The following is a 24,161-nucleotide window of genomic DNA, read 5'->3' as shown; positions in this document are numbered from 1 at the left end:
TATCGACAAAAGCCGACAATAAAAATAAGCTGCTCCACAAAAGGAACAGCCCACTTCTCTCTTTATTTCTTTAAAGGTGTTACCGTCCAATACGTAATAACACGCCAAATCCATTCTAATGGACCCATTTTAAAGATTTTCATCCAAATCACACTAAACACAATTTGAATTGCATAAATTGCAATACACACATATAACGTCTGCATGTAAGTTAAGTTACCTGCAAAGTTACATACACTTCCTGCGATTAAAATCATTGCAGTTTGTCCAATATAATTCGTTAAAGCCATACGACCATAATATTTCAGTGGCGCTAACAATGTTTGAACTAGTTTTAATTGAAGTAGTAAAATTAATGCTCCAACATAGAAAGCTGAAATGATTGGTCCAACTGTAACACCAATTTTTAAAAATTGGCTTGCAGCATCCATTGTTCCGTCCTCATTCATTAGTATCATATTTACAAATGGATCAGCAGGCACGTGCCCGTATTGATACCATACAGCTACGACACTTAAAACAAACATAACACCTGTAAAAATAGCGACTTTCTTTATATTTTGCGCAAGATTTTCAAATGCACGATATTGTCCTGCAGCAAGCCCTAATAAAATTAAGCCAAGTGGCAATAGTTCCTTAGCACCCATTACGCTAAAGGCAATTGTTAAAATAAGACCAATAACTAAGTTCACTTGTTTTTTCACTTTATAAAATGGTAAAGCGATCAACCCGCAAATTGCATATAACGTTAATGCTTCTCCAGGCTGAAACATTTGATGAATCAAACCGAAAATAAATAGTGCAACTAAGCGGCGTAAAAATAAAACATATCCATTTTTCCCCTTTGCAATTGCTCTAGAGATAAAGATATAGAATCCCACTCCAAATAAGAATGAGAAGATTGAGAAGAAACGACCTTCTACAAATAAGTATAAAAACCTTTGATAACTAGCATCCACTGTATTAGGATCTGGAATTTTAATGTTAAGTAGTGCAAGAATATTTACTAAAATAATCCCCAGTAATGCGAAGCCACGAATGTAATCTAACTCATCAATTCGTTTGTTTGTCATATTGTTCCCCATAAAGCAACTCCTTGTATAAAATTTAATCCTCCCCTACTCTACTGGAAATGTATTCTTACAACTATCGACAAACCTTACAGTAATCTTACATTATTGTCATATAGCAAAATAAAACCAGGTCATATTGCGACCTGGTCTACTCTGATTGTTTCGATCTTTGAGGTTGTCCTTTTTTACTGTTACGCTGTTTCACTTGAACAACTGGATCAAGCTCATTCGAAAACTCAGCGTTATGTCCATTTTGCGTTTTTTGCTCTGGGTTATTTTGATCTGAACGTTTCGCCATTACATTCACTCCTTATTAGTGCGGTGTAATAATCATTTGATGTTGCAATTGGCGAATTGCCATACGTGCTCTATTTAATTGCTCACGTTGCTCATCATTCGCATGTTGTTGCATCGTTTGTAAATCGTTATACGCTTGCTCTAATTGTAACTGCGCATCCGAATACTCCATCGTATTGTAATGCTCTTGTCTCATACCAAGATCTAATTGTTCTTTCGCATATTCCACCGCTTGTTCTGCTTGTGTAATATACGATTCAAGTGATTGACGCTCTGCCATAATTGTCCCTCCTTGCTTCAATTCCCCTTTAGTGTGTCCCTTCCATATGAACCTTATGAGTATGTTATAATGGATTTTGTTTCATTTTGACTCGGCTTAGGAGGGAAAGTAATGAAGGTTCAAAACCCTTTTCCATATACAAACGACAATAAACGTTATCATACATGGAATTACCATTTACGAAATGAATTTGGTGAAAAAATCTTTAAAGTTTCATTAGATGCTGGCTTCGATTGCCCGAACCGTGACGGTACAGTTGCTTATGGCGGTTGTACATTTTGCAGTGCTGCTGGATCTGGTGACTTCGCTGGCGATCGCCGCGATGATGTTATAACGCAATATCATGAAATGAAAGAAAAAATGCGCTCAAAGTGGAAAGATGGAAAATGTATTGCGTATTTCCAAGCGTATACAAATACACATGCACCACTTGAAGTATTAAAAGAAAAATTCGAACCGCTTCTAGCTGAAAAAGACGTTGTGGGTCTTTCTATCGCAACTCGTCCAGATTGTTTACCGGACGATGTCGTTGCATATTTAGCGGACTTAAATAAACGCACATACCTTTGGGTTGAACTCGGACTACAAACTGTTCATGAACGTACCGCAAACCTTATTAACCGCGCTCACGATTATCCTTCTTACGTTGAAGGCGTAAATAAATTACGTAAGCATGGTATTCGAGTTTGCTCTCATATTATTAACGGCCTTCCACTTGAAGATTACGACATGATGATGGAAACAGCTCGTGAAGTAGCAAAGCTTGACGTACAAGGAATTAAAATCCACTTACTTCACTTACTAAAAGGAACGCCAATGGTGAAGCAATATGAAAAAGGACAACTCGAGTTCCTTTCTCTTGAGGATTACGTAAGTCTCGTTGTTGATCAACTTGAAATCATTCCAGAGGACGTAATTGTGCACCGCATCACAGGTGACGGTCCACCTGATTTAATGATTGGTCCAATGTGGAGCTTAAATAAATGGGAAGTATTAAATTCCATCGATGCAGAATTTGTACGCCGCGGAAGCTGGCAAGGAAAATATGCAAATGAGGAGAAACAAAAATGAAATTAGAACGTGTATTACCGTTTGCTCGCACTCTCTTGCAAACGGCAGTAAAAGAAGGCGATTACGCTGTAGATGCAACTTTAGGAAACGGGCATGACACATGCTTCCTAGCTGAAATCGTTGGCGATAACGGAAAAGTATTTGGATTTGATATTCAAAAAGAGGCAATTGAAAGCTCAACAACTCGTTTAAAAGAAAAAGAACTTTTCGAACGTACTGTTTTAGTTCACGATAGTCACGATACACTTCTATCCGTATTACCAGAAGATGCAAAAGGAAAAGTAACAGGCGCAATTTTCAACTTAGGTTACCTTCCAGGCGGAGACAAACATATCGTTACAAAACCGAACTCAACAATTTCAGCGATCGAACAATTACTAGAAGTAATGGCACCTGAAGGAATCATCGTCCTTGTTATTTACCACGGACATCCAGAAGGACAAGTGGAACGGGACGCTGTTCTCAAATTTGCCGAAGAATTAGACCAAAAACAAGCACACGTACTGCGCTACGGCTTCATTAACCAACAAAATAACCCGCCATTTATTGTAGCGATTGAGAAGCGATAAATATATCGACGATTTTTCAATTATATCTATCGTAACTTCGAATATATCAACGATTTTTTCGATATATCGACGATTCGACACACTATATCGACTTATCGACAAAACATAACAAAAAAAGACGTGCACTCACTGCACGTCTTTTTGTTATTCTCCTATATAATGGATATATACACTGTATAGGAGGATAGAACTTTGCTAGTAGAACTAAAGGGAATTCAAAAGAAGTATGGCAAATCACTTATACTAGACAACATTGATTTATCCATTCCAGAAGGAGAAGCACTCGCCATTATTGGCGGGAACGGGACTGGAAAAAGTACTCTACTCAAAATAATTGCAGGCTTTATTTCACATACGGCAGGGACAATTCAAAGGAAAGAACATATACAAATCGGCTATGTACCTGAACATTTTCCTGAAGGGATTCGTTTTACATTAGAGGATTATCTATTTCATCTCGGCCGCATTCACGGTTTATCAACAAAATATGTAAAAGATAAAATTCCGCTGCTTCTTGAAAGGTTTCATTTACTTCATGCAAGGCATTCCGTTATACGAAACTTTTCAAAAGGTATGAAACAAAAAACCGGTATTATGCAAGCATTACTTACAGACGTCCATTTATTAATTTTAGACGAACCGCTTTCTGGACTCGATCCGAACTCTCAGCAAGAATTAGAACATATTTTACTCTCATTAAAACAACAAGGTATATCCGTATTATTTACATGTCACGAAAAACAACTATTAGAAAACTTCGCTGATAGAATTGTGACGTTAGCAAATCATACAATCACAGAAAATATCTCTGCACAAAAAGGAGCAGAACAAGTCTATATTGAAGCAATTGTTCACGAAACATTTTCAGCGATAGAACTACAAAAACAATCCGGTTTTATACACGTTGCACACAATTCAAATCAAAACCTTATTCAATTACAAATTGAAAAAGAATATACAAACGAAATGCTTCAGTTTTTATTGCATAAAAAAGCATCTATCACACTGCTACAACCTAACTTTTAAATCGAAAGAAGGTTTATTATGTTTGCTCTTATTCGTTATCACTTTCTCGACTATACAAAATCGTATAAGTACGTCCCTCCTATTGCGATGTACTTTGTGAGCTTACTTTTTGTATATACATATAAACCGACTCCTATTGTACCGACATATTTAGAAACAGCTCTCGCGCTTTATTTATTATCTGCCTGGATTACGGTCACAATTTTTCATACGGAAGATCCTGTACAAGAACAAATTACGATTTCTCACACAAATAATATTTCCGCACTATATGTAGGGAAATATATTACAGCTTTTCTCATTTGTACTGTTTTATCTTTTATATCCGTAATCTACCCAATTATTTTGCAAATGTTTAATGAAAAAATGACAGTTTCTTTATTTTTAGTCGGATTTCTCGCTCATATGTCTTTCTCTATACTTGGAATTTCAATCGCATCTTTATTTACTAGAAATATGATTCCAAAAGCAAGCACCGCTTGGCTTAGTCTTACATTTATATTGCTTATAACGATTGCATCTATCCGGTTTAAAAAAGAGTTACTATGGTTTTTACCACCTGTCGAAAGCTTTCTAATGCTTGGACAATACAAATATAATATACTGACTCACACGCTATGGCTCACAGCTTGGGCTATCGTATATTCATTTTTATTATTTACCTTATTTCTTTTTATCGTTCGCAAAAAACGTTTTTAATTACATATTGAAGGAGACGAAACAATGATCGGAATACTAGCGGGAATGGGGCCAAAATCAACTGGACCATTCGTCGATACAGTTGTAGCAAAGTGCCAAACAATATACGGAGCAAAGCATGACATGGACTTTCCTCATATGATGATCTATTCGTGCCCAACACCGTTTTACATGGATCGCCCTATTGATCATGAAGCGATGAAAAAAGCGATTATTGAAGGAGCACAAAAACTCGAGAGTACTGGCGCAAGCTTTATCGCTATGCCGTGCAATACAGCGCATCTTTATTTTGAAGAATTACAGCAATCTCTTTCTATTCCTATTTTGAATATAGTTGATGAAACGTTACAAGCGATTCCTGAAACTGCAAAAAGAGTCGCTCTTCTCGCAACAGAAGCAACTGTTCAAGCTGGTATTTACCAAGATGGGATTGCAAAGCGTAATATAGAGTACATTCATCATGAAAAATGGCAGGATATGATTAATCAAATTATTACTTATATTAAAAGTGGAAAAGTTGAAGAAGCTCGCGAATTGTGGAATGCGCTCGTTTTACAATTGAGAGAGGAAGTTGATACTGCAATTATTGCATGTACTGATTTGAATGTGGTGGCGATTGAGGATTTTGTTGATTCCTCTCAATGTCTTGCGAAAGCGGTTGTTAAGATGTATGTAGAAAATATAAGGGGGTCCCAATGAATATACCTTTTGAAATGGGATACACGTTTGATGAAAACCTTAGAGAAAAACCTTTATCCCTTGTTAAAATGAAGCAAGGGATTGTACTTTTGAAAGAGCATTTACATGAAGGACCGTTATATGGGAAAAACTGCGGATTAATCGGTGTTTATGAACGAATCACTGGCAACCTTTCTGACAGTAAGTATTACTTACAGAAGGCCATTGAATATTACACACAAACAGACAACATCCAAGGGCTCTTTATTAACAAACTTCGTCTCGCACATACATATCATTGGGAAAGAAATTTTTCTGCTGCAAATACAATCTTTGCCGAACTTCTACAAACACTGCCAGACTTACCCGCTTATGAAGATTTTTTCTACCAACATTACGGAAAAAGTAAATTAGATGAAGGTGACTTCCACACCGCCCTTACTTGTTTTCAAAAAGCGCTTCAAATTAGGCTACAAAAAGGAAATGCAGAGCTAATTCATTCAACTAAGCTTTGCATTGCGTATTGTATGTCTCACCCATAAAAATACTTAAAAACTTTTAACTTTCTTCACAATTCTTTCAAAGTAATCACACTTAATCTCGCTATATTAAATAAGTAGTTATTCATATAGGGAAGGTTAGGGGAACTAAGAGCATGAAAGTAAATCGTTCGCTTCATTACATTTTTTGGCGTTGGCATTTTTATGCTGGGCTTTTTATTACGCCGCTTCTTATTACGTTGTCACTGAGCGGAATTGGGTATTTATTTCGGGAAGAGGTTGAGGATTTCATCTATAAAGATTTATATTTTGGGAAGAGTGCTCAAACAGAATCTATTTCGATGGCTGATTCTATTTCCTTAACAGAGAAAAAATATCCACATTATAGTGTGGCGAAAATTAGTGAGTTTAATGGGGATTATAATACGAGACTTACGATTGCAAATGAGTATACTGGGCAACAAAAATATGTGTATTTAGATAGCAATAATCAAATTGTTGGGGATCAAAACGCAAGTAAAACGTTTGCCAATATTATGAGGGAATTACATAGTTCTCTTTTAGTTGGTGGCACTATCGTCAACTATACGGTAGAACTTGCGGCATGTTGGACAATCTTTTTAATTGTAACTGGGTTGTACATGAGTATACGCCGATTCAAAAACACACCGGCATCCAATAAGCGAGAGAAAGCAAAACGACGTCATTCTATTATCGGTATTATATTTACAATTCCTCTCGTTTTGTTAGTTGCATCTGGATTGCCATGGTCAGGATTTATGGGTAACCAAATTTATAAAATTGCATCGTCAAATGAATCACTCGGATATCCGAAAGTGTATATGGCACCGCCTGAATCGAAGGTAAAAGAATTGCCGTGGGCAACTAGAAAAGAAGCACCTCCTGAATCGAATTCGAATGAGCCAAAAGCAATTTCTGTCGATGAATTGCGAAACGGAATTAAAATAAAGAAACCATATGTTATTTCACTACCAGCTGATCCAAAAGGTGTGTTTACTGTTTCGAAATCGAGCGGTTCTGGTATTACAGGTATGCATGTTGCACCAAATGAAGAAATAACAGCTTACTTTAATCAATATAGCGGAGAACTTATTTCCAAAACGGACTATCGTGATTATGGATTACTTGCGCAATGGTTCACTTACGGTATCCCGCTTCACGAAGGTCATTTATTCGGATGGCCCAATAAAATATTATGCTTACTAACGACATTATCTTTATTGCTCCTTATTTATTACGGAGTAAAAATGTGGCTAGCAAGAAAGCCGAAAGGAAAATTAGCAGCACCGCCAAAGCAAAGAGATAAGAAAAGCATAATCGTTTTCTTTATCATGATGGTTATACTAGGCGCTGTCATGCCTTTATTCGGACTATCTGTTTTAGCTATTTTTGTGATTGAACTTCTTATATATGTATTTTCAAAAATACACTCATAGTAAAAAAGCATTTGTACTCCCTTGTACAAATGCTTTTTATTTACTATTTTCTTTTTTTCTATCACTTATTAAAAAGACAATATCTACTATAATAATCAATACAATAATAACTTGAGCTACATAATCCATCGTTGTAGGACCACCGGCTTTATTCATCATCATATACATTCCAGTTACAAATGAAATGGAGAGTAGCACGAGTAATGTTATTTCAATATGGTTATACAGCTTTTGAAACAATTGCTTCATTTCTGCCACCACCTTTACCATATTATAACAAAAAACCACTCTACATGAGTGGTTTTCTTTATCACTGCGCCGTTTTCTTTCGGTACATCTTCCCGTTCCAATAGAAGAATCGTGAAGTGAGACCACCGTATTTTACAATGCGCCTTGCCATTTTGTGCATATTCTTTTGTGCTGATACTTTTTGGTCTGATAAATAAATACCAAGTAATCCTCGGCTTATGAGACGATGAAACTTCGCATGAGGCAAATCACCAATGCTCTTCTCTGCTTCTTCTACAAAATGTTTCATACGATCTAATATCACTTGCTCGTTTTCATAATAACTACAGAAATTCAAATCCCCGCCGATGCGGTCTTCTTCTTGATCAATGAAATAATCAAGTAAGATATGAAGTCCTTGTACGTAAGGAAAATATCCTTGTCTAATTTTCGCAATATCTTCATCATGTAATTCATCATGAAAGGCATATGCGACAAGACAGAAGATTCCAAGCGTAGAACCGGCACATGCTGAAAATTCAAACCAACTCATCTCCGGTAAGTTTTCTTTATGTGCTTCAAACCATGTTTGTAATCTTGGTTCTCTTTCTTCTAATTTCACATGTTTATGAATTTGCAGATCACAATAATAACAAGCAAGTTCATGAAGAATAGGAGCAATTTTGTCATAGTGCTTCGTTTTCTTTAAAACATCTTGGCATGTTTCAACAAGTTCATCTAAATAACCACCATCATCTTGATCATCACGATAGCGATAATAATTACCGCCACCTTCTACTTCAGGTGATAATGCCATTAACATAGATTCATGCAGTGCGGCAAAATCATTCGGATCAAGTGATGTACTGCGATCACATAAATTATCTAAGTAGTCACTAATCGTTTGATATGCGACGATAAAACGAATACATTCCTCACGGTGTTCATTTGCTAATAGTGCTAAAATGCCACCGCCTTCGCAATGAAACGTTTTATGCTCAATACTTGCGATTGCCTGACTATGAAGCTCATCATTCGGAATATGGTAGGCACGCTCTTTCCACATCGCTAGCTCATGGTGTACAACCGGAAACACATCACGGTATACTTTCGCCATGAGCGTTATGGGATTACTCGGTACGTTCACTTCTTCCTTCATCTCCTCTATTCAATGTACAAATAATTTACTTATTTGTTTCTATTATGTTATTGATGCGTATTTCAGTAAATGACTGAATATAATTCAAAATTTCATCACGCTCATACTCATTTAATAACTCATGATAACAATTCGGCCATTCTTTAAAAGCCTTATCACTTATTTTAACATTATTAAACCAAGTGCGGACACGTGTTTTATCTACAAGTTTATCCTCACATGCTTGCATTAGCAAGAGCGGAACATCTGGAAAATCATCTATTTTTTTATGAGCGATTTCAATAGACTTAATCAATTCACTATACCAACGTACTGATACTTTGCGCAAGAACAATGAATCGTTCTCCATCGCATCTCTCACCTCATGATTACGCGTTGACATTTCCACTGTAAGATTCGTTGCAAATTGTAACTTCGGAGCGATAATATTTAATATTTTTGAGGCAGCTTGAAGCGGTGCAGAAGGTCCAGCTAATACACCTAAACATGGCGAACTTAAAATAATGCCGTCTACATCTTCTCTCTTCGTCTCTTGCATCATACGAATGACGATAAGACCACCCATACTATGACCAAATAGAAAAATAGGTAATCGATACTTTCTTGCCTCTTTCACCCATAATTTAACTTCCTCTATGTATTCATCAAACGAATCAATATGTCCTCTATTTCTTGAAGTCGTTCCATGTGACGGAAGGTCCCCCATCACGACGTGATAGCCGATATGATTCCACATTTCCGCAACAGCTTCATAACGTCCGTGATATTCCATTGCGCCGTGCACAATAACGATGACAGCCTTTGCTTGCTCAGCTTCATAATTCCACATACGGCTCTCCTCCATTTCACTCTTTCTCATAATTTGATACACTGAAACTAGTCTCTAGGAAAGGAAGGCTTTACATGATATATCCTTACAAAGAAAAAAATCCGAAAATTGCGAGTAGTGCTTTTATCGCTGACTACGTAACCATTACTGGTGATGTGACAATTGGCGAGGAATCAAGTATTTGGTTTAATACAGTCATACGTGGTGATGTGTCACCGACAATTATTGGAGACCGAGTAAATGTACAAGACCAATGTACACTCCACCAAAGCCCGCAATATCCTCTTATTTTAGAAGATGACGTAACAATTGGGCATCAAGTGATTTTACATAGCTGCCATATTAAGAAAGATGCTTTAATTGGAATGGGATCTATTATATTAGATGGTGCTGAAATTGGCGAAGGAGCCTTTATCGGTGCTGGAAGCCTCGTTTCACAAGGAAAGAAAATCTCGCCGAATACATTAGCTTTCGGTCGTCCAGCGAAAGTCGTTCGTGAGTTAACAGAAGAAGACCGTAAAGACATGGAGCGAATTCGCACGCAATACGTTGAAAAAGGCCAATATTATAAATCACTACAAAAATGATTTTACAGCTGCCATAATACTGGCAGTTTTTTTATATAAAATCTAACTTTTTCTTTACAAAACATTATTACTCCCTCAACAAAATCTTATTAAAATAAAAGCTAATATCTCCATATATATGTAGATGAGGGAGGAGAATTTTCATGAAGGTCAGTGGATTATATAAAATAGAATGTTACATTTTCAGAGGAATTAACCGCTACTTTGATCAAAAAACGTTAAATCTCTTTTTCAGCAATATTACTCATATCGGTGGCGCGACTTTCTCTATCGCACTCACACTGTTCTTTTTAATTTTCGCAAGTGGAACTTTGCATCAAGCTGCAATTGCAACTGCTATTTCGCTAGCAATTAGCCATATTCCTGTGCAAATATTAAAAAGATGGTATCCACGAAAACGTCCTTATTTAACAATTCAGGATGCAAAATATCCAGTCCATCCATTACAAGACCACTCTTTCCCGTCTGGTCATACAACAGCCGTTTTCTCTGTCTTTATTCCATTTATTTGCTATAATCCAAGCTTACTTATTTTCCTATTACCGTTAGCATTATGCGTCGGTATTTCTCGCATTTATTTAGGGCTTCACTATCCATCTGATGTATTCGTCGGTATGTGTCTCGGCACTTGCTCTGGCATCATCTCTTTTTATCAATTCATCCCACTTTTCACATAAAGGAGTGATATGATGAGAGTCGCCATTTTTACCGATACTTTTACGCCACAAGTGAACGGGGTTGCGAAAACGTTAGAGCGGTTAACACGATATTTTCAGAAAGAAAAAATCGCCTATTCTGTTTTCGCCCCTCAGCATACAGCTGAAGATAATTTCGTAGCGAATGTGAACAAGATGAGAAGTATCCCGTTAACAATATTATATCCAGAATGTCGCTTTTCTTTTCCTACTCCGCGCATTAAGCGAGAACTTCTTTCCTTTAAACCTGACATAATTCACATTGCTACACCTTTCAACATGGGACTTTGTGGATTGTATTATGCGAAAAAGTTAAACATCCCAGTTGTCGGTTCTTATCATACTGATTTCGATGCTTATTTGCGCTATTACAAAATCGAATTTCTCTCCAATATGCTTTGGAACTATTTAAAATGGTTTCATAGTCATATGCAAAAAAATTTTGTCCCTTCTCCTGAAACATTACATCAATTAAAACATAAAGGCTTTCAGGCCCTCTCTATTTGGGGACGGGGTGTAGATTGCACACTCTTTCATCCAGCTTACAATACAGAAGTATTCCGGAAAAAATATAATATTACAGCGAAGTATGTCCTTTCCTATGTTGGACGGATTGCTCCTGAGAAAGATATTGATACGTTGCAAAATCTTATCGTTAAATCAGCGCATACTCGAAACGATATTCATTGGCTTATAGCAGGAGACGGTCCTCTAGCAACAAGTCTTCGTGAAGCTGTTCCGAAAACAAATGTCACGTTTACTGGCTATTTACAAGGCGTGGATTTAGCTGAAGCATATGCTTGTTCTAACATGATGGTATTTCCATCAGCCACTGAAACATTCGGAAATGTTGTACTTGAATCGCTTGCATGCGTCACACCTGTCATCGGTGCAAATAGTGGCGGGGTTAAAAATATTATTACAGATGGAAAAACGGGAGTTCTTTGCCCGCCAAAAAATGAGGACGCATTTCTATCATCCATTTATTTTTTATTGCAAAATGAAGAAAAATTGGAGCAGATGGGAGTAGCAGCTTTATCTTATGCGAAATCAAAAAGCTGGGATGAGATCTTTCGTGGCTTGCTTAACGAATATGAGGAAGTACTTCAGCATAACGCATCAGAGTTACTTGCTTAAACAGAAAAACTCCCTTCAAAAAACGAAGGGAGTTTATTATACAATTGTAAAATTCACTTAAATAAATGATACACAAGGTGAAATATTATATTATTTCTATATTCATTATAACAAAAACAAACATAAACAAATAGACTTGTAATAAAAACCCATAAAAATTAATATATGGTTATACAGTATTTTAACTGTATAGTGATTTTAAGAATTCTCCTTAAAATCAACTTACTCACATACCTTTATACAGTAATTGTTCCCCAATTTCTGTATACAAAAAAACCTTTCATTCATTTGAAAGGTCTTTTTGAGCCTGCACATATTCTTCTTTCGTATTCACATTTATAAACCAATCCGCATTTGCTTGTATATCTTCACCAGCAATATATTTCACATTACATTGTGATAAAAGCTGACCCATACTTCTTTTTTCTTCTTGAAGCAAAGTATAAATCTTTTCTTTCACGCGGTTATGGTACGCTGCAAGTAGCGGTTGTTTCCTTCCATTAATAATAGGTACAACTGCATCATACTCATTGCTTGTTTGCTCCAGTAAAATGGTAAACCACTCATGCGAAACATTTGGCGCATCACATGGCATAATAGCATACCAATCTGCTTCTATATATTCCATACCTGATACAATTCCAGCAAGTGGCCCGTTCCCTTTATAGTGCGGAATATCTTCTATAACAGGAACTTGTACGAGTTTCTCTACTCGCTCTTTTATATCAGAATGACTAATGACTACAACTTCTTGGAGCGTACTTGTCATCACTTTCAAAATATGCTCAATAAAAGTACTATCTTGCCAGCTCGCTAACGCTTTTGGTTCACCGAATCGACTCGACATACCTCCTGCCAATACAATTCCAGCATACTTACTCATTGGCGATGCAACTCAAATGTAATATGACCTAATTCTGGTAAAATTAATTTATTCATCGCAAGGCGAACTGCTCCGCTAGATCCTGGCATCGAGAAGACTACTTTGCGCCCAATTGTGCCGCCGATCGCTCTACTTAACATTGCGCTGCTTCCGATATCTTCTAAATAACTAATCATGCGGAACAACTCACCAAATCCGACAATTTCTTTATGTAATAACGCTGATACTGCTTCAATTGTGACATCGCGTTTCGTAATACCAGTTCCGCCATTTGTTAATACAACATCAACATCTTCCCTATGATAACCAGCTAACACAGCTTGCTGAATACTTTCTTTATCATCTTTCACAATTTCATAAGAAGTCACTGTATGGCCTGCTTCTTTTAACAATTCATGTAATAGTTGCCCGCTCTTATCTGTCTCTTCTGTACGTGTATCGGAAATCGTTACAATCTTGCAGCGCACTTCTTTTGGCGCTTGTTTTTTATGTTCGGTTACGCTCATTTTTTCATCTTTCCTTTCTTAAAGGCTTTTCTTCATTTTATCATACATATCTTTACACAATTATGTATGAAGCCAACAATGCGCCATGATACAATATAAGTATAAAAAACCACAAAAAGGAAAGTGCACTTTCTTATACTCCTTAGACTACACACCTTTAGCTACTCTTTATATTTTCTACATACATAGAATTCAATTTTAAAACTTGTACTAAAAAATAAATTGGAGGTCTATCTATTATGGAACTATACAAAAAATTAACAACAACATTCATCCTCTTATTTATCGCTTCCATCACTGTCGGCTTTTCTCTAAAAGGCGCAATTCCATACGCTACATTAGTAAGTATTATATGCGCAACGCTATTTTTACTAAGCGGTGCATTTTGCGCGGGCAAAGCACGTCAAATGAAAGGTTGATTTCACATGTTTCAAAAAAGCCAACTGTTTGTAAATCATGCCAAAAAGAAATACAAACATATGAAAAAGTATATTGAGCTAGATGGAGAAGTATATTGCAAATCATGCATTCAAATTGTAAATAAAACGAAATAAAAAAAAGCTTTGCGCTCACCGCGCAAAGCTTTTTTTCATATATTATAGACCAGCTTGCTCTTTTAAAGCTGCAGCTTTGTCTGTACGTTCCCATGATAGATCTACATCAGTACGTCCGAAGTGGCCGTAAGCTGCTGTTTGTTTGTAAATTGGGCGACGTAAGTCTAGCATTTTAATAATACCAGCTGGGCGAAGATCGAAGTTGTTACGAACTAGTTCTACTAATACGTCTTCAGATACTTTACCAGTGCCGAATGTATCAACTGAAATTGATACTGGTTGTGCTACACCGATTGCGTATGCAAGTTGTACTTCTGCTTTCTCAGCAAGACCAGCTGCTACGATGTTTTTCGCAACATAACGAGCTGCATATGCTGCAGAACGGTCAACTTTTGTTGCATCTTTACCAGAGAATGCACCGCCACCGTGGCGAGCGTATCCACCGTAAGTATCAACGATGATTTTACGTCCTGTTAAACCAGCATCACCTTGTGGTCCACCAATTACGAAGCGGCCAGTTGGGTTAATGAAGAATTTTGTTTCTCCATCGATTAATTCTGCTGGTACTACAGCTTTAATTACGTGCTCTTTTAAGTCGCGATCGATTTCTTCCCATGTAACATCTGGGTGATGTTGTGTAGAAATTACGATAGTATCAACACGTACTGGTTTACCATTTTCATCATACTCAACTGTAACTTGCGTTTTTCCATCCGGACGTAGGTATGATAATGTATCATCTTTACGTACTTCAGTTAAACGGCGAGCTAATTTGTGAGCAAGCGAGATTGGAAGTGGCATTAACTCTTGTGTTTCATTACATGCGAAACCAAACATTAAACCTTGGTCTCCTGCACCAATTGCCTCAATCTCAGCGTCAGTCATTTGACCTTCGCGTGCTTCTAGCGCTTGGTCAACACCCATAGCGATGTCAGCAGATTGCTCATCGATAGATGTTAAAACTGCACAAGTTTCTGCATCGAATCCGTATTTTGCGCGTGTGTAACCAATGCCTTGAATTGTTTCACGAACGATTTTTGGAATATCTACGTAAGTAGAAGTCGTAATTTCCCCCGCTACCAATACTAAACCAGTTGTTACAGTTGTTTCACAAGCTACACGTGCATTTGCGTCTTTTGATAAGATCGCATCTAAAATTGAATCAGAAATTTGGTCACAAATTTTATCTGGATGTCCTTCAGTTACAGACTCAGATGTGAACAGATGACGTTTTTTTGTCATGTGGTAAACCTCCCTACAGTAATTGTATATATTGTACGGAACTCATCCTTAATTTGCCACAGATTGCGACATACATTTATTCTCCCACACAAGCATACAGAAAAACCTTTCCTACATAATAGAGAGGAAAGGTTTAATTTGCTACTTGCATACTGCTTTTTGCCCTTCGCTCTTATCGTTCGAGACCTGTAGCCTCGCACAGGTTTTAGCACCTATTCACTTGTGTTTACCAATACAAGTGAGGTTGCTGGGCTTCATCGGGCCTGTCCCTCCGCCAGCTCGGGATAAGAGAGTATCCGTCCCAACCTATACTAAAGAAATGATATTCATTTGTCAATTAATATTCACATTTTCGTGAAAGTTTTTCTCAATGCGCCTAAAATGAAATATTAATAAGGAAATAATGTATTCACACAAACAAAAAGAAATAAATAGTATACATTATTTATATAATTGTGTTATACTCTTGTTGGGGATTACGAGAAATATTTCATTAAATGAAAAGGATGGTATATAAATATGAGTACTGTGAATGTCCAAATTGGTTTACACGAATTATTGAACGGAAGCAATGCACAGATTCAACTAAGTGTTCCGCAATTAGTGGAAAAAGTATTAATGCGAAATGAAGGGAAATTAACTTCGACTGGTGCCGTTTCTGCTTCAACTGGAAAATATACAGGACGTTCTCCTAAAGATAAATTTATTGTGAAAGAAGCATCGGTTGCTGACAAAATTGCTTGGGGAGCAGTGAACCAACCGATTTCTGAAGAACATTTTAATAAATTATATACGAAAGTTTTAGAATACTTAAAAGAGAAAGAAGAGTTATTCGTCTTCAAAGGATTTGCAGGCGCTGACCGCAATTACCGCCTACCAATTCAAGTTATTAATGAATATGCATGGCACAATTTATTTGTACATCAACTATTCATTCGTCCAACTGAAGAAGAATTAACAACTCATGAATCAGAGTTCACAATTGTTTCTGCACCGAATTTCAAAGCTGATCCAGCTGTTGACGGTACAAACTCTGAAGCATTCATTATGGTTTCATTCGAAAAACGTATCGTACTAATTGGTGGTACAGAATACGCTGGAGAAATGAAAAAATCAATCTTCTCTATTATGAACTTCTTATTACCTGAACAAGATATCCTTTCTATGCATTGCTCTGCAAACGTAGGTGAAGAAGGCGATGTAGCATTATTCTTCGGTTTATCTGGAACAGGTAAAACAACATTATCTGCTGATCCAAACCGTAAATTAATCGGTGATGATGAGCACGGTTGGTCTGATAACGGTGTATTCAATATTGAAGGCGGTTGCTACGCGAAATGTGTAAACCTTTCTCACGAGAAAGAACCACAAATTTTCGATGCAATCACATTTGGATCTGTTTTAGAAAACGTTATCATTAATGACCAAACGCGTATCGCAGACTATAACGATACTACTTTAACAGAAAATACTCGTGCTGCATACCCTATGCATGCGATTGACAATATCGTACTGCCAAGTGTTGCAGGACACCCAAATACAATTATCTTCTTAACTGCTGATGCATCTGGCGTATTGCCTCCAATCAGTAAGTTATCAAAAGAACAAGCTATGTATCACTTCTTAAGTGGTTACACTAGTAAACTAGCAGGAACAGAGCGCGGTGTTACATCTCCGCAAGCAACATTCTCAACTTGCTTCGGTTCACCATTCTTACCACTTGATGCATCTCGCTATGCTGAAATGCTTGGTGAAAAAATTGAGAAACACGATGCGAAAGTATTCTTAGTAAACACTGGCTGGACTGGTGGCGAATACGGCGTTGGTAAACGTATGAACTTAGGTTACACTCGTGCAATGATTCAAGCAGCATTAAGCGGTGAACTTGCGAAAACTGAAACAGCTAAACATGACATCTTCGGTCTTGAAGTTCCACTTCACGTACCAGGTGTACCTGACGAAGTGTTAATGCCTGAACAAACTTGGGCTGATAAAGCTGCTTATAAAGCAAAAGCAATCGAACTTGCAAATGAATTCAAAGCTAACTTCAAAAAGTTCGACAGCGTATCTGAAGACATTATTAACTTAGGCGGTCCAATCGCTTAAGCGCAAACTTTCTGTTGGAATAACCCTTTACTCATATGAATAAGTGTCGTGTAACCGTAAAGTTTCGCGTACTCACCGACAAAACCCAATGCGGCTTAACGGTTACACACACTTACATAAAAAAGAAGCTTACGTTTTTTACGTAAGCTTCTTTCTATATCTTATATAAAGTAAAACGTTACTCTCTTCATCTGTGACTTCGTTTGTTAATTTACAGAATTTTCACTTTATATTTACTTATTTTTAGTTTTTCATGATATAATTTACATATATAGGAAGGGGTGAAACCTATGAAAAATTTTTCTCGTACAGGAAAAATTTTATTCAGTTATGGAGCGATTCAAATGTTTTGGGGACTTGTAATGCTTAACGTTAATTTATTTGAGCATACAAGTGAAACGATAAAATATATTATTCTAATTACCGGAATAGTTTTTTGTATTATATCCAACTTTTTTAAAGAACATAAAAGTCATACTAATACGTAATTTCATGTTAACTTATCGGAAGCAAAAACCTGTATTTTATGCAATGTTTCGCTTCCTGTTGTACTATTCATCGCTGGATTCCTTATTCTAGGGTAAATTCATTTTTACACATACAACTTACGGATTCGAACATATAAATTACATCCCTCTAGTTTCACAACGTATGGAGCTAAAAAAGGATTTAAACGCTTCTATCCCTCGCTAGATCCTCTATTCCATCTAAAAAGAGGCTTTTTATCTTTTTGTTAGTTCCTTTTCATCTTTCATACTATAATAACCTAAGTTCACAACGATTAAAAAATAACCGCCCATAATCCCTACTGCAAATGCCCACATTACCATATGGTGCTCAATTTCGTACATAATAATAGCGCCTAAAATAGCAGCCGCAAAACGATTAAACATACCGAGCGTCGGCGCTTTCGTGTTCTTTACGATACTATCTCCAAGCTTCTCAATTCGTCTCCCTAAAAGCCAAACGCAATACATACTTACGATAAGTCCAATTCCTGCACCTAAAAAATGTGCTGAAAACGGCGTTACCATCCAGCCTAGTAAAAGAATACCTAGTATATAATACGATTGAATTTTAAACGACCTTAATGACATACTAATCATGATGTTCTCCTCTTCCGTAATTTTTATCTATCCAACAATAAATTTTTTCAAGTCTATACTACTTACATTCATTTCACTCAAATTAAAAACAACATAAACGGTATGTTTATGTTGTTTAAATATTTTTAGAAAATAATATTATACAAGATTTCAAAGATCATCCCCCCATAATTTGTGACGTTTTTTCAAACATTTTTCGTCCATTTATGAAAAAATTGATATCAATCTATGAACATACGGATATGATGTAATAAGTACACAAATAAAGGGGGCGTCTAATGATTTATTTTTTAATGGCTCTCATTCACCTTATTATCCCTGCACTTATTGGACTTTCATTATATTGGTACACGAAAAACCATAGTATTTTCTACGCTGTCCTCGGTGTCCTTCTTCCGGGTATTATTCTTATTACACTCTTCCGTATTCCATTTTTAAACTTAATTCCACTTATTACTGCGATCTTATTTCTCATCTTCTTACCAAAAATAAAAAAATAGGAAAGCAGATCATAGGTGATCTGTTTTCCTATTTTGATATAGGTTCCCCCGCAGTAGAATGCACTTTTACTTTCTCCGATTTCACAAACCATAAACCGAAGAAAATAATAATTCCACCGATTATTTGTTGAAACGATACGTATTCATTTGCCCATACAGCTGCAAATAAAACAGCTACAAGTGGCGTTATATACATATATACCATCGTATGTGATGCTCCAATTTTTTGAACACCAACATACCACATTACTAAACCAAATACTGTTACAAAGAAAATAGAATATAGTAAAGCGAATAGTGTTATTCCATGTGTAATATGAAATGGCATTATAAATACGTATGGTCCACTTAAAAGCAAGAGTGGAATCGCGCCAACTAGTGCTGACCATGCGGTAACACGTAGCGCTGAATATTTTTTAATTAATGGACCAGCTAAAACAGGATAAAGCCCCCAACATATTGATGTAATGAGTCCAATCCCATTCCCGTAAAAAGAACTAGCCAGTGAATGCCCTGCTACTAAAACTAAGGCTGCACCACCAAAGGCAATAATCGAACCGATAAGCTTTCGAGAAGAAAACTTTTCTTGTTTTAAGATAATCGCAAATACAGTTGTAAAAATAGGTGAAATAGAAATGAGTAAAGAGGCATTTGTAGCGGATGTATATTTAACAGTTTCCATAAATAACGTTTGATACAGTACAATACCTACAACGCTAACGATGATTAATCTAGGTATATCTTTTCTCTCCATATAAACCGACTTTTCAATAAAAAATGTAAGGAGTAACATAAGCGGTGCCGCCGATATCATCCGAAGTGCAGTAAACTCAATTGCTGTAAATTCTAAAAGTCCATATTTCGCAATCGTAAAATTAATCCCCCAAATAATAACGACTGCTAAAATTAATAACTCAATTCCCCATCTTCTCATGCGTATCCCCTCCGCAAATAAAATTATACAGAAAATTCAATCATATGTACATTTCATTATGTGAAAAAATCTTTTTATTGTATGAAACGTTTTGGGGCATGAAATTATATCAGCGATTTTCTGAATATATCAGCGCAACTCTGATTATATCGGCGATTTTCAAAATATATCGGCGCTACTCGAATTATATCAGCGATTTTTTAAATATATCGACTTATCAACAAAAAACGACAAGAATAGCGACTTATACAATAAAAAAGGTGGTTCCAAAATACGTTTTGGAACCACCTTTTCTTTACTACACTCGAACGTGTAACTTCATATTTGGATTATAAAATTGGCTCGGGCTCTTCAGCTGAAACGTCCCTCCACCTTCATGCCAATCAACTGTTAATTTATCATCCATAAATACAAGCTTTGTGCGATCTGCGATAAAATTCATTGTGCTAGATTCGATATCCACATCGCGCTCATCTTTTTCTGCTACAGCTACTAAATCGATAATTCCGCTCATTACACAACCGCAACCTTCATTATCGTAAAATAACTTTATATATTTCGCTTCATTTGGAATCGTATCCATAATCTTTTTATATGCTGCTTCTGTTACAGTAACGTACATACTCTAATCTTCATCCTCTCTTCTCGTATCCTTCATATATTGTACCACCATTTTTCTTTAAAAATATATACAGAAAATTACGAACAATATACAATGTATGTAGTAAGTGAAAGAAACATTGATGTATAATTGGTTTAAAGAAAATTTTGAAGTGGATGTTACTTTGGTTCCACAGGAAAAATGGTGGTTATAGTATATAAAAGATATATCCATTTCAATTCTAAAAAAATCAATAACAGACAAATTCACTATATATTATCACTATAAAAATACCCATATCTTAGATTCGTAATTATACATAATGCACCAATAGTGTAAACACTTCCGGATTTTTATTCACAAAAAAGGGAAATCACTCTCAAATAAATGATTTCCCTTTTTAAAATATATTTTTTATTGTATCGGCAACATAACCTTCACCGTCGTTCCAACCCCAACTTCACTTTCAAAACTCATTTTACCGTTGTGGTCTTTAATAATTTTTTCTGTAACTACTAAGCCTAAACCTGTTCCCGTTTCTTTCGTTGTGTAAAAGGCTTCATTTAGCTTCGGGATTTTGTCTTTTGGAATGCCGCAACCTTCATCCTTAACTTGAACAATGATTGCATCTTCTACAGTCACTTTAATCGTAATCGTTCCGCCAACTGACATTGCTTCAATCGCATTTTTAATTAAATTAAAAAATACTTGTTTTAATCGTTTTTCATCGCATGTAATCGATGGTATGTCTTTACTATAAATACCTTGTATGTGCACACCTTGATTTAAAGCAGGCTTCCCCATAACTCGAATAACATAAGCGATAATTTCTTCTATATTATGAACTTCTGATTCTATTGATTTAGATTTCTCAAATCCACTAAGTTCTGTAGCGATTGTATGAATTCGTTCTACTTCTTGTTTCATAATATCACTATATATTTTATCCTCTGGATATTTAATCGCTTGCTTATTCACAAATTTATCTAAATTGGCTAAAGGTCTTTTAATTTTGGAACCAATAACTGTAGCCATTTTCCCAACAGTTGCTAACTTTTCTGTTTGTTGTATTTCTTTATTCATCATCTCAAGCGTACGAACGTAAGATTGGAACCTTACAAACATAATCCAACATATGATAGTAAATACGCTATATAATGCCATCGGGATTAAAACGAGTGATGAGTGAATCATGATTCCTATAAGAGCATATTTTCCAACAAGTATGCTCGGAACTAACCAAAAATATCTTTTATTCACAAAAAGTGGGGCAAATAAAATAAAAAATCCTTCTACTATATTCCCACCATCAAACTCAGCATCACTACCGTAGTAAATCATAATATTATGGATAAAATCTAATAGATTATATCCAATTAGAATAATATACTTTACTGCAAATGGATTTTTCCATTTCATAAAGTATATTCCAATGCAAAATAAAACCACCATCAGAAAATAAAGCCATAAACCTAAACCATCTTCAAATTGTCCTACTCCTTCTTGCTCTCCTCCTATTAAAGGTACAATAAATTCGTAGGCAAGATCGTATACAAAAAATATAATGAAAAATAAACTTAAATATATTTTCAGCGCCTTCATTTCTTCATTTTTAAATATATCGTCTTTATTCATATGGTAACTCCTAGCTTTTCTCCCACTTGTACTTCATTATTTCCACACTTTTTTGGAAGAATAATATCTATTCTCGTTCCCTTATCTCTTTCACTTGAAATATGTAACGTACCAAGGTGTTCGTTGACAATTCGATCTGCTACCGTAAGTCCCAAACCAATTTTATCCTGTTTTGTTGTATAAAAAGCTTCTGTAACACGAGCCACATTCTCTTTCTTAATACCGTAACCATTATCGATTACACTTAGCATTACATAATCTTGTCCTTTATTTTCTAACCGTAACTCTAATGTGCCACCTTGCTCCATTGCCTCCAGAGCATTTTTTATGACATATAGAAAAACTCCTCGCATTTTCCGCTCATCACATTCAATTTCTATCATCTTTTCTTCGATATTAGAAATAAGCTGGATACTAGATTCATTCATTTTTTCTCGAAGAATTGCTACTGCTTGTAATACAATTTCACCTATATTATGTTTTTTATAAATAGAAGGTTTACATGTAGCAACTTCCATCAATTCACTTATCATATTATTCATATTTTCTATTTCAAAAATCATCTGTTTATAAATAGGGTCCTCTTCATGCTTCTCTCGTTGTAATTGCGTAAACCCTTTCAATGAAGCAAGTGGATTTTTAATTTCATGTCCCACTGTCGCTGCCATCTTTCCGATTACTGCTAATTTTTGTGATTCACTAGCAATCTTAATACTTTCCTTTACCGCTGAAAGGTATTGTATAAATCGATTTAAAATGATGTATGCTGCTATTAATACGAGTGTATACATAATGAGGAACATAAATCCTTTTACTTCTTTTAATACAAATAAGTAAATTACATATTTCCCTACAATAGTTGAAAGTACAAACACAAAATATTTTTTATTTAAAAATATAGGTACAAAGAAGATAAGAATAATTTCTACTATATTTCCCCCATCAAATGCCGCCTCATTATAAAGCATATACGAAAATATGTTAGCAATTTCTATTCCTATGTATGCAAATACACATGCATATTTCACAAAATTCACTTTCTCTTTTTTTATTAAATATACATTTACACCGAGTATTGCAGTTCCGCAAATAACTTGCCATAGTATGCTATGTCCCTTATCCGTTAGTGATTTATTTTCTAATACGATTGCATAGAAAATTTGGTATGAAACAACAATGACGTATAGCACCCACAAAAAGATTTTGGCATTCCTTTCTTCTTCTTTATATGATAGAAAACTTTCCTTCACTTCAACACCCCTTCAACATAATATCTCTAAGAATACCATTTATTATAATAAATGATTTCCTTATACAAACAAAGATAAATCGAACATTTGAGGAAAATCATCCCAAAATCGTGATATTTTCAGACGATATGCAATCATAAAAATTATAAACAATAATACGTATATTATGTGGGAGAGATTTTATATAAGTGGTAAATTAACTATCCCTCACTAATCGGGCTTTTACGGGGAATTGATGAGGAATAAGTAACTACAATCTTTCACACGTAAGAATGAAGGAAAGTTTGGTGTCTTAATAGAACGAAATCCTACACTCCTAGCGGATGAAGTAAACGAAGAACTTATAAAGTTTTTGCATTCATAAAAACCTATGCCAAATCGTATCGATAGGAACGTAGTTTTCAAAAACGTTAAAATTCACACATTTCTCACAAATCAACTGATAAAACGATTATATTTTCATTTATACTAAATGTACAGGTAATACTCCCTAAACCCAGCTTGTCTGGTTACCCCGTTAAATACTATAAAAAAGAACTTGTATCATTATACAAGTTCT

29 protein-coding genes and 1 riboswitch are annotated in these 24,161 nt (G+C 35.7%); of the genes, 15 read left to right on the top strand and 14 right to left on the bottom strand.

Annotation, left to right across the window (positions count from 1 at the left end; all coding sequences use genetic code 11):
* Positions 1 to 62: 62 nt before the first annotated feature.
* The 3 genes from QCI47_RS03640 to QCI47_RS03630 form a co-directional block, all read right to left on the bottom strand.
* Entirely contained in the window at positions 63 to 1,085 is a 1,023-nt protein-coding gene (locus QCI47_RS03640; RefSeq protein WP_095843200.1) for a DUF418 domain-containing protein, read from the bottom strand.
* Between the two features lie 136 nt (positions 1,086 to 1,221).
* A complete protein-coding gene (locus tag QCI47_RS03635; protein ID WP_001129345.1) occupies positions 1,222 to 1,371 on the bottom strand; it encodes a hypothetical protein in 150 nt (49 codons plus the stop codon).
* Between the two features lie 15 nt (positions 1,372 to 1,386).
* Positions 1,387 to 1,650, bottom strand: coding sequence for a YtzC family protein (locus tag QCI47_RS03630; protein WP_000840865.1), 264 nt, complete (start codon positions 1,648 to 1,650; stop codon positions 1,387 to 1,389).
* A gap of 111 nt (positions 1,651 to 1,761) precedes the next feature.
* Here QCI47_RS03630 and mnmL point away from each other — a divergent pair, with 111 nt between their 5' ends.
* From mnmL to QCI47_RS03595, 7 genes are all read left to right on the top strand, one after another.
* On the top strand, positions 1,762 to 2,721 hold the full coding sequence (mnmL, locus tag QCI47_RS03625; RefSeq protein ID WP_000868018.1) for a tRNA modification radical SAM protein MnmL/YtqA: 960 nt from the start codon (positions 1,762 to 1,764) through the stop codon (positions 2,719 to 2,721).
* Positions 2,718 to 3,290 carry a tRNA 5-(aminomethyl)-2-thiouridylate-methyltransferase MnmM gene (mnmM, locus tag QCI47_RS03620; RefSeq protein WP_000764489.1) on the top strand — a complete coding sequence of 191 codons (573 nt, stop codon included), beginning with the start codon at positions 2,718 to 2,720 and terminating at the stop codon, positions 3,288 to 3,290. Before mnmL ends, mnmM begins: the two co-directional genes overlap by 4 nt.
* A gap of 192 nt (positions 3,291 to 3,482) precedes the next feature.
* Positions 3,483 to 4,316, top strand: a complete 834-nt coding sequence (locus QCI47_RS03615; RefSeq protein WP_076875160.1) for an ABC transporter ATP-binding protein — start codon at positions 3,483 to 3,485, stop codon at positions 4,314 to 4,316.
* Positions 4,317 to 4,334: 18 nt separating this feature from the next.
* Positions 4,335 to 5,015, top strand: coding sequence for an ABC transporter permease (locus QCI47_RS03610; protein ID WP_270726849.1), 681 nt, complete (start codon positions 4,335 to 4,337; stop codon positions 5,013 to 5,015).
* Between the two features lie 24 nt (positions 5,016 to 5,039).
* Entirely contained in the window at positions 5,040 to 5,714 is a 675-nt protein-coding gene (locus QCI47_RS03605; protein WP_270726852.1) for an aspartate/glutamate racemase family protein, read from the top strand.
* Positions 5,711 to 6,235 carry a hypothetical protein gene (locus tag QCI47_RS03600; protein WP_071743428.1) on the top strand — a complete coding sequence of 175 codons (525 nt, stop codon included), beginning with the start codon at positions 5,711 to 5,713 and terminating at the stop codon, positions 6,233 to 6,235. Before QCI47_RS03605 ends, QCI47_RS03600 begins: the two co-directional genes overlap by 4 nt.
* Before the next feature lie 113 nt (positions 6,236 to 6,348).
* Positions 6,349 to 7,650: a PepSY-associated TM helix domain-containing protein gene (locus QCI47_RS03595; RefSeq protein WP_309423378.1), complete on the top strand. Its 1,302-nt coding sequence runs from the start codon at positions 6,349 to 6,351 to the stop codon at positions 7,648 to 7,650.
* 36 nt (positions 7,651 to 7,686) lie between these two features.
* Here QCI47_RS03595 and QCI47_RS03590 read toward each other — a convergent pair whose 3' ends face one another.
* From QCI47_RS03590 to QCI47_RS03580, 3 genes are read right to left on the bottom strand one after another with little or no spacing between them, the layout of a single operon-like run.
* Complete coding sequence (locus tag QCI47_RS03590) at positions 7,687 to 7,920, bottom strand: hypothetical protein (RefSeq protein ID WP_353811699.1); 234 nt, start codon at positions 7,918 to 7,920, stop codon at positions 7,687 to 7,689.
* A 40-nt stretch (positions 7,921 to 7,960) separates the two neighbouring features.
* Entirely contained in the window at positions 7,961 to 9,025 is a 1,065-nt protein-coding gene (locus tag QCI47_RS03585) for a tetraprenyl-beta-curcumene synthase family protein (protein ID WP_001102457.1), read from the bottom strand.
* Between the two features lie 37 nt (positions 9,026 to 9,062).
* Positions 9,063 to 9,866, bottom strand: a complete 804-nt coding sequence (locus QCI47_RS03580) for an alpha/beta hydrolase (RefSeq protein WP_000267442.1) — start codon at positions 9,864 to 9,866, stop codon at positions 9,063 to 9,065.
* Between the two features lie 74 nt (positions 9,867 to 9,940).
* Here QCI47_RS03580 and QCI47_RS03575 point away from each other — a divergent pair, with 74 nt between their 5' ends.
* The 3 genes from QCI47_RS03575 (at position 9,941) to QCI47_RS03565 (ending at position 12,285) form a co-directional block, all read left to right on the top strand.
* Positions 9,941 to 10,453 carry a gamma carbonic anhydrase gene (locus tag QCI47_RS03575; RefSeq protein WP_309423375.1) on the top strand — a complete coding sequence of 171 codons (513 nt, stop codon included), beginning with the start codon at positions 9,941 to 9,943 and terminating at the stop codon, positions 10,451 to 10,453.
* A 143-nt stretch (positions 10,454 to 10,596) separates the two neighbouring features.
* Positions 10,597 to 11,130, top strand: a complete 534-nt coding sequence (locus QCI47_RS03570; protein ID WP_000868600.1) for a phosphatase PAP2 family protein — start codon at positions 10,597 to 10,599, stop codon at positions 11,128 to 11,130.
* A gap of 12 nt (positions 11,131 to 11,142) precedes the next feature.
* On the top strand, positions 11,143 to 12,285 hold the full coding sequence (locus QCI47_RS03565) for a glycosyltransferase family 4 protein (protein WP_353811698.1): 1,143 nt from the start codon (positions 11,143 to 11,145) through the stop codon (positions 12,283 to 12,285).
* A 280-nt stretch (positions 12,286 to 12,565) separates the two neighbouring features.
* Here QCI47_RS03565 and QCI47_RS03560 read toward each other — a convergent pair whose 3' ends face one another.
* A complete protein-coding gene (locus QCI47_RS03560; protein ID WP_076873760.1) occupies positions 12,566 to 13,168 on the bottom strand; it encodes a molybdenum cofactor guanylyltransferase in 603 nt (200 codons plus the stop codon).
* Complete coding sequence (locus QCI47_RS03555; protein ID WP_000117134.1) at positions 13,165 to 13,674, bottom strand: MogA/MoaB family molybdenum cofactor biosynthesis protein; 510 nt, start codon at positions 13,672 to 13,674, stop codon at positions 13,165 to 13,167. The genes QCI47_RS03560 and QCI47_RS03555 overlap by 4 nt, the downstream gene beginning before the upstream one ends.
* 239 nt (positions 13,675 to 13,913) lie before the next feature.
* On the opposite strand from QCI47_RS03555, the gene QCI47_RS03550 reads away from it, so the two are divergent.
* Together QCI47_RS03550 and QCI47_RS03545 are read left to right on the top strand one after the other, a co-directional pair.
* Positions 13,914 to 14,093, top strand: coding sequence for a hypothetical protein (locus QCI47_RS03550; protein WP_000424794.1), 180 nt, complete (start codon positions 13,914 to 13,916; stop codon positions 14,091 to 14,093).
* A gap of 6 nt (positions 14,094 to 14,099) precedes the next feature.
* Positions 14,100 to 14,228 (top strand): hypothetical protein, encoded by a 129-nt coding sequence (locus tag QCI47_RS03545; RefSeq protein ID WP_001998486.1) that lies wholly within the window; start codon positions 14,100 to 14,102, stop codon positions 14,226 to 14,228.
* A 42-nt stretch (positions 14,229 to 14,270) separates the two neighbouring features.
* Here QCI47_RS03545 and metK read toward each other — a convergent pair whose 3' ends face one another.
* A complete protein-coding gene (gene metK, locus QCI47_RS03540) occupies positions 14,271 to 15,470 on the bottom strand; it encodes a methionine adenosyltransferase (RefSeq protein WP_000163115.1) in 1,200 nt (399 codons plus the stop codon).
* A gap of 169 nt (positions 15,471 to 15,639) precedes the next feature.
* A riboswitch (SAM riboswitch) is annotated at positions 15,640 to 15,761 on the bottom strand.
* A 228-nt stretch (positions 15,762 to 15,989) separates the two neighbouring features.
* On the opposite strand from metK, the gene pckA reads away from it, so the two are divergent.
* Both pckA and QCI47_RS03530 read left to right on the top strand, forming a co-directional pair.
* Positions 15,990 to 17,576, top strand: coding sequence for a phosphoenolpyruvate carboxykinase (ATP) (pckA, locus tag QCI47_RS03535; RefSeq protein ID WP_000108804.1), 1,587 nt, complete (start codon positions 15,990 to 15,992; stop codon positions 17,574 to 17,576).
* Positions 17,577 to 17,866: 290 nt separating this feature from the next.
* Positions 17,867 to 18,064 (top strand): hypothetical protein, encoded by a 198-nt coding sequence (locus QCI47_RS03530; RefSeq protein WP_000788116.1) that lies wholly within the window; start codon positions 17,867 to 17,869, stop codon positions 18,062 to 18,064.
* Between the two features lie 234 nt (positions 18,065 to 18,298).
* Here the strand turns inward: QCI47_RS03530 and QCI47_RS03525 are convergent, their stop codons facing one another.
* Complete coding sequence (locus QCI47_RS03525; RefSeq protein WP_309423371.1) at positions 18,299 to 18,682, bottom strand: ATP synthase subunit I; 384 nt, start codon at positions 18,680 to 18,682, stop codon at positions 18,299 to 18,301.
* Positions 18,683 to 18,960: 278 nt separating this feature from the next.
* On the opposite strand from QCI47_RS03525, the gene QCI47_RS03520 reads away from it, so the two are divergent.
* Complete coding sequence (locus QCI47_RS03520; RefSeq protein WP_000639042.1) at positions 18,961 to 19,182, top strand: hypothetical protein; 222 nt, start codon at positions 18,961 to 18,963, stop codon at positions 19,180 to 19,182.
* A gap of 28 nt (positions 19,183 to 19,210) precedes the next feature.
* Here QCI47_RS03520 and QCI47_RS03515 read toward each other — a convergent pair whose 3' ends face one another.
* The 4 genes from QCI47_RS03515 to QCI47_RS03500 form a co-directional block, all read right to left on the bottom strand.
* Positions 19,211 to 20,116: a DMT family transporter gene (locus QCI47_RS03515; RefSeq protein WP_309423368.1), complete on the bottom strand. Its 906-nt coding sequence runs from the start codon at positions 20,114 to 20,116 to the stop codon at positions 19,211 to 19,213.
* Between the two features lie 298 nt (positions 20,117 to 20,414).
* Positions 20,415 to 20,738 carry an iron-sulfur cluster biosynthesis family protein gene (locus tag QCI47_RS03510; RefSeq protein WP_000289565.1) on the bottom strand — a complete coding sequence of 108 codons (324 nt, stop codon included), beginning with the start codon at positions 20,736 to 20,738 and terminating at the stop codon, positions 20,415 to 20,417.
* Between the two features lie 393 nt (positions 20,739 to 21,131).
* Positions 21,132 to 22,352, bottom strand: a complete 1,221-nt coding sequence (locus QCI47_RS03505; protein WP_061132008.1) for an ATP-binding protein — start codon at positions 22,350 to 22,352, stop codon at positions 21,132 to 21,134.
* On the bottom strand, positions 22,349 to 23,602 hold the full coding sequence (locus tag QCI47_RS03500; RefSeq protein ID WP_061132007.1) for an ATP-binding protein: 1,254 nt from the start codon (positions 23,600 to 23,602) through the stop codon (positions 22,349 to 22,351). Before QCI47_RS03500 ends, QCI47_RS03505 begins: the two co-directional genes overlap by 4 nt.
* Positions 23,603 to 24,161 lie beyond the last annotated feature (559 nt).

It is taken from the genome of Bacillus cereus group sp. RP29 (assembly GCF_040459765.1).
Taxonomy (GTDB): Bacteria; Bacillota; Bacilli; order Bacillales; family Bacillaceae_G; genus Bacillus_A; species Bacillus_A paranthracis.
Note: the sequence above shows the minus strand (reverse complement) of the source record. Positions and strands in the feature narration are given on the sequence as shown.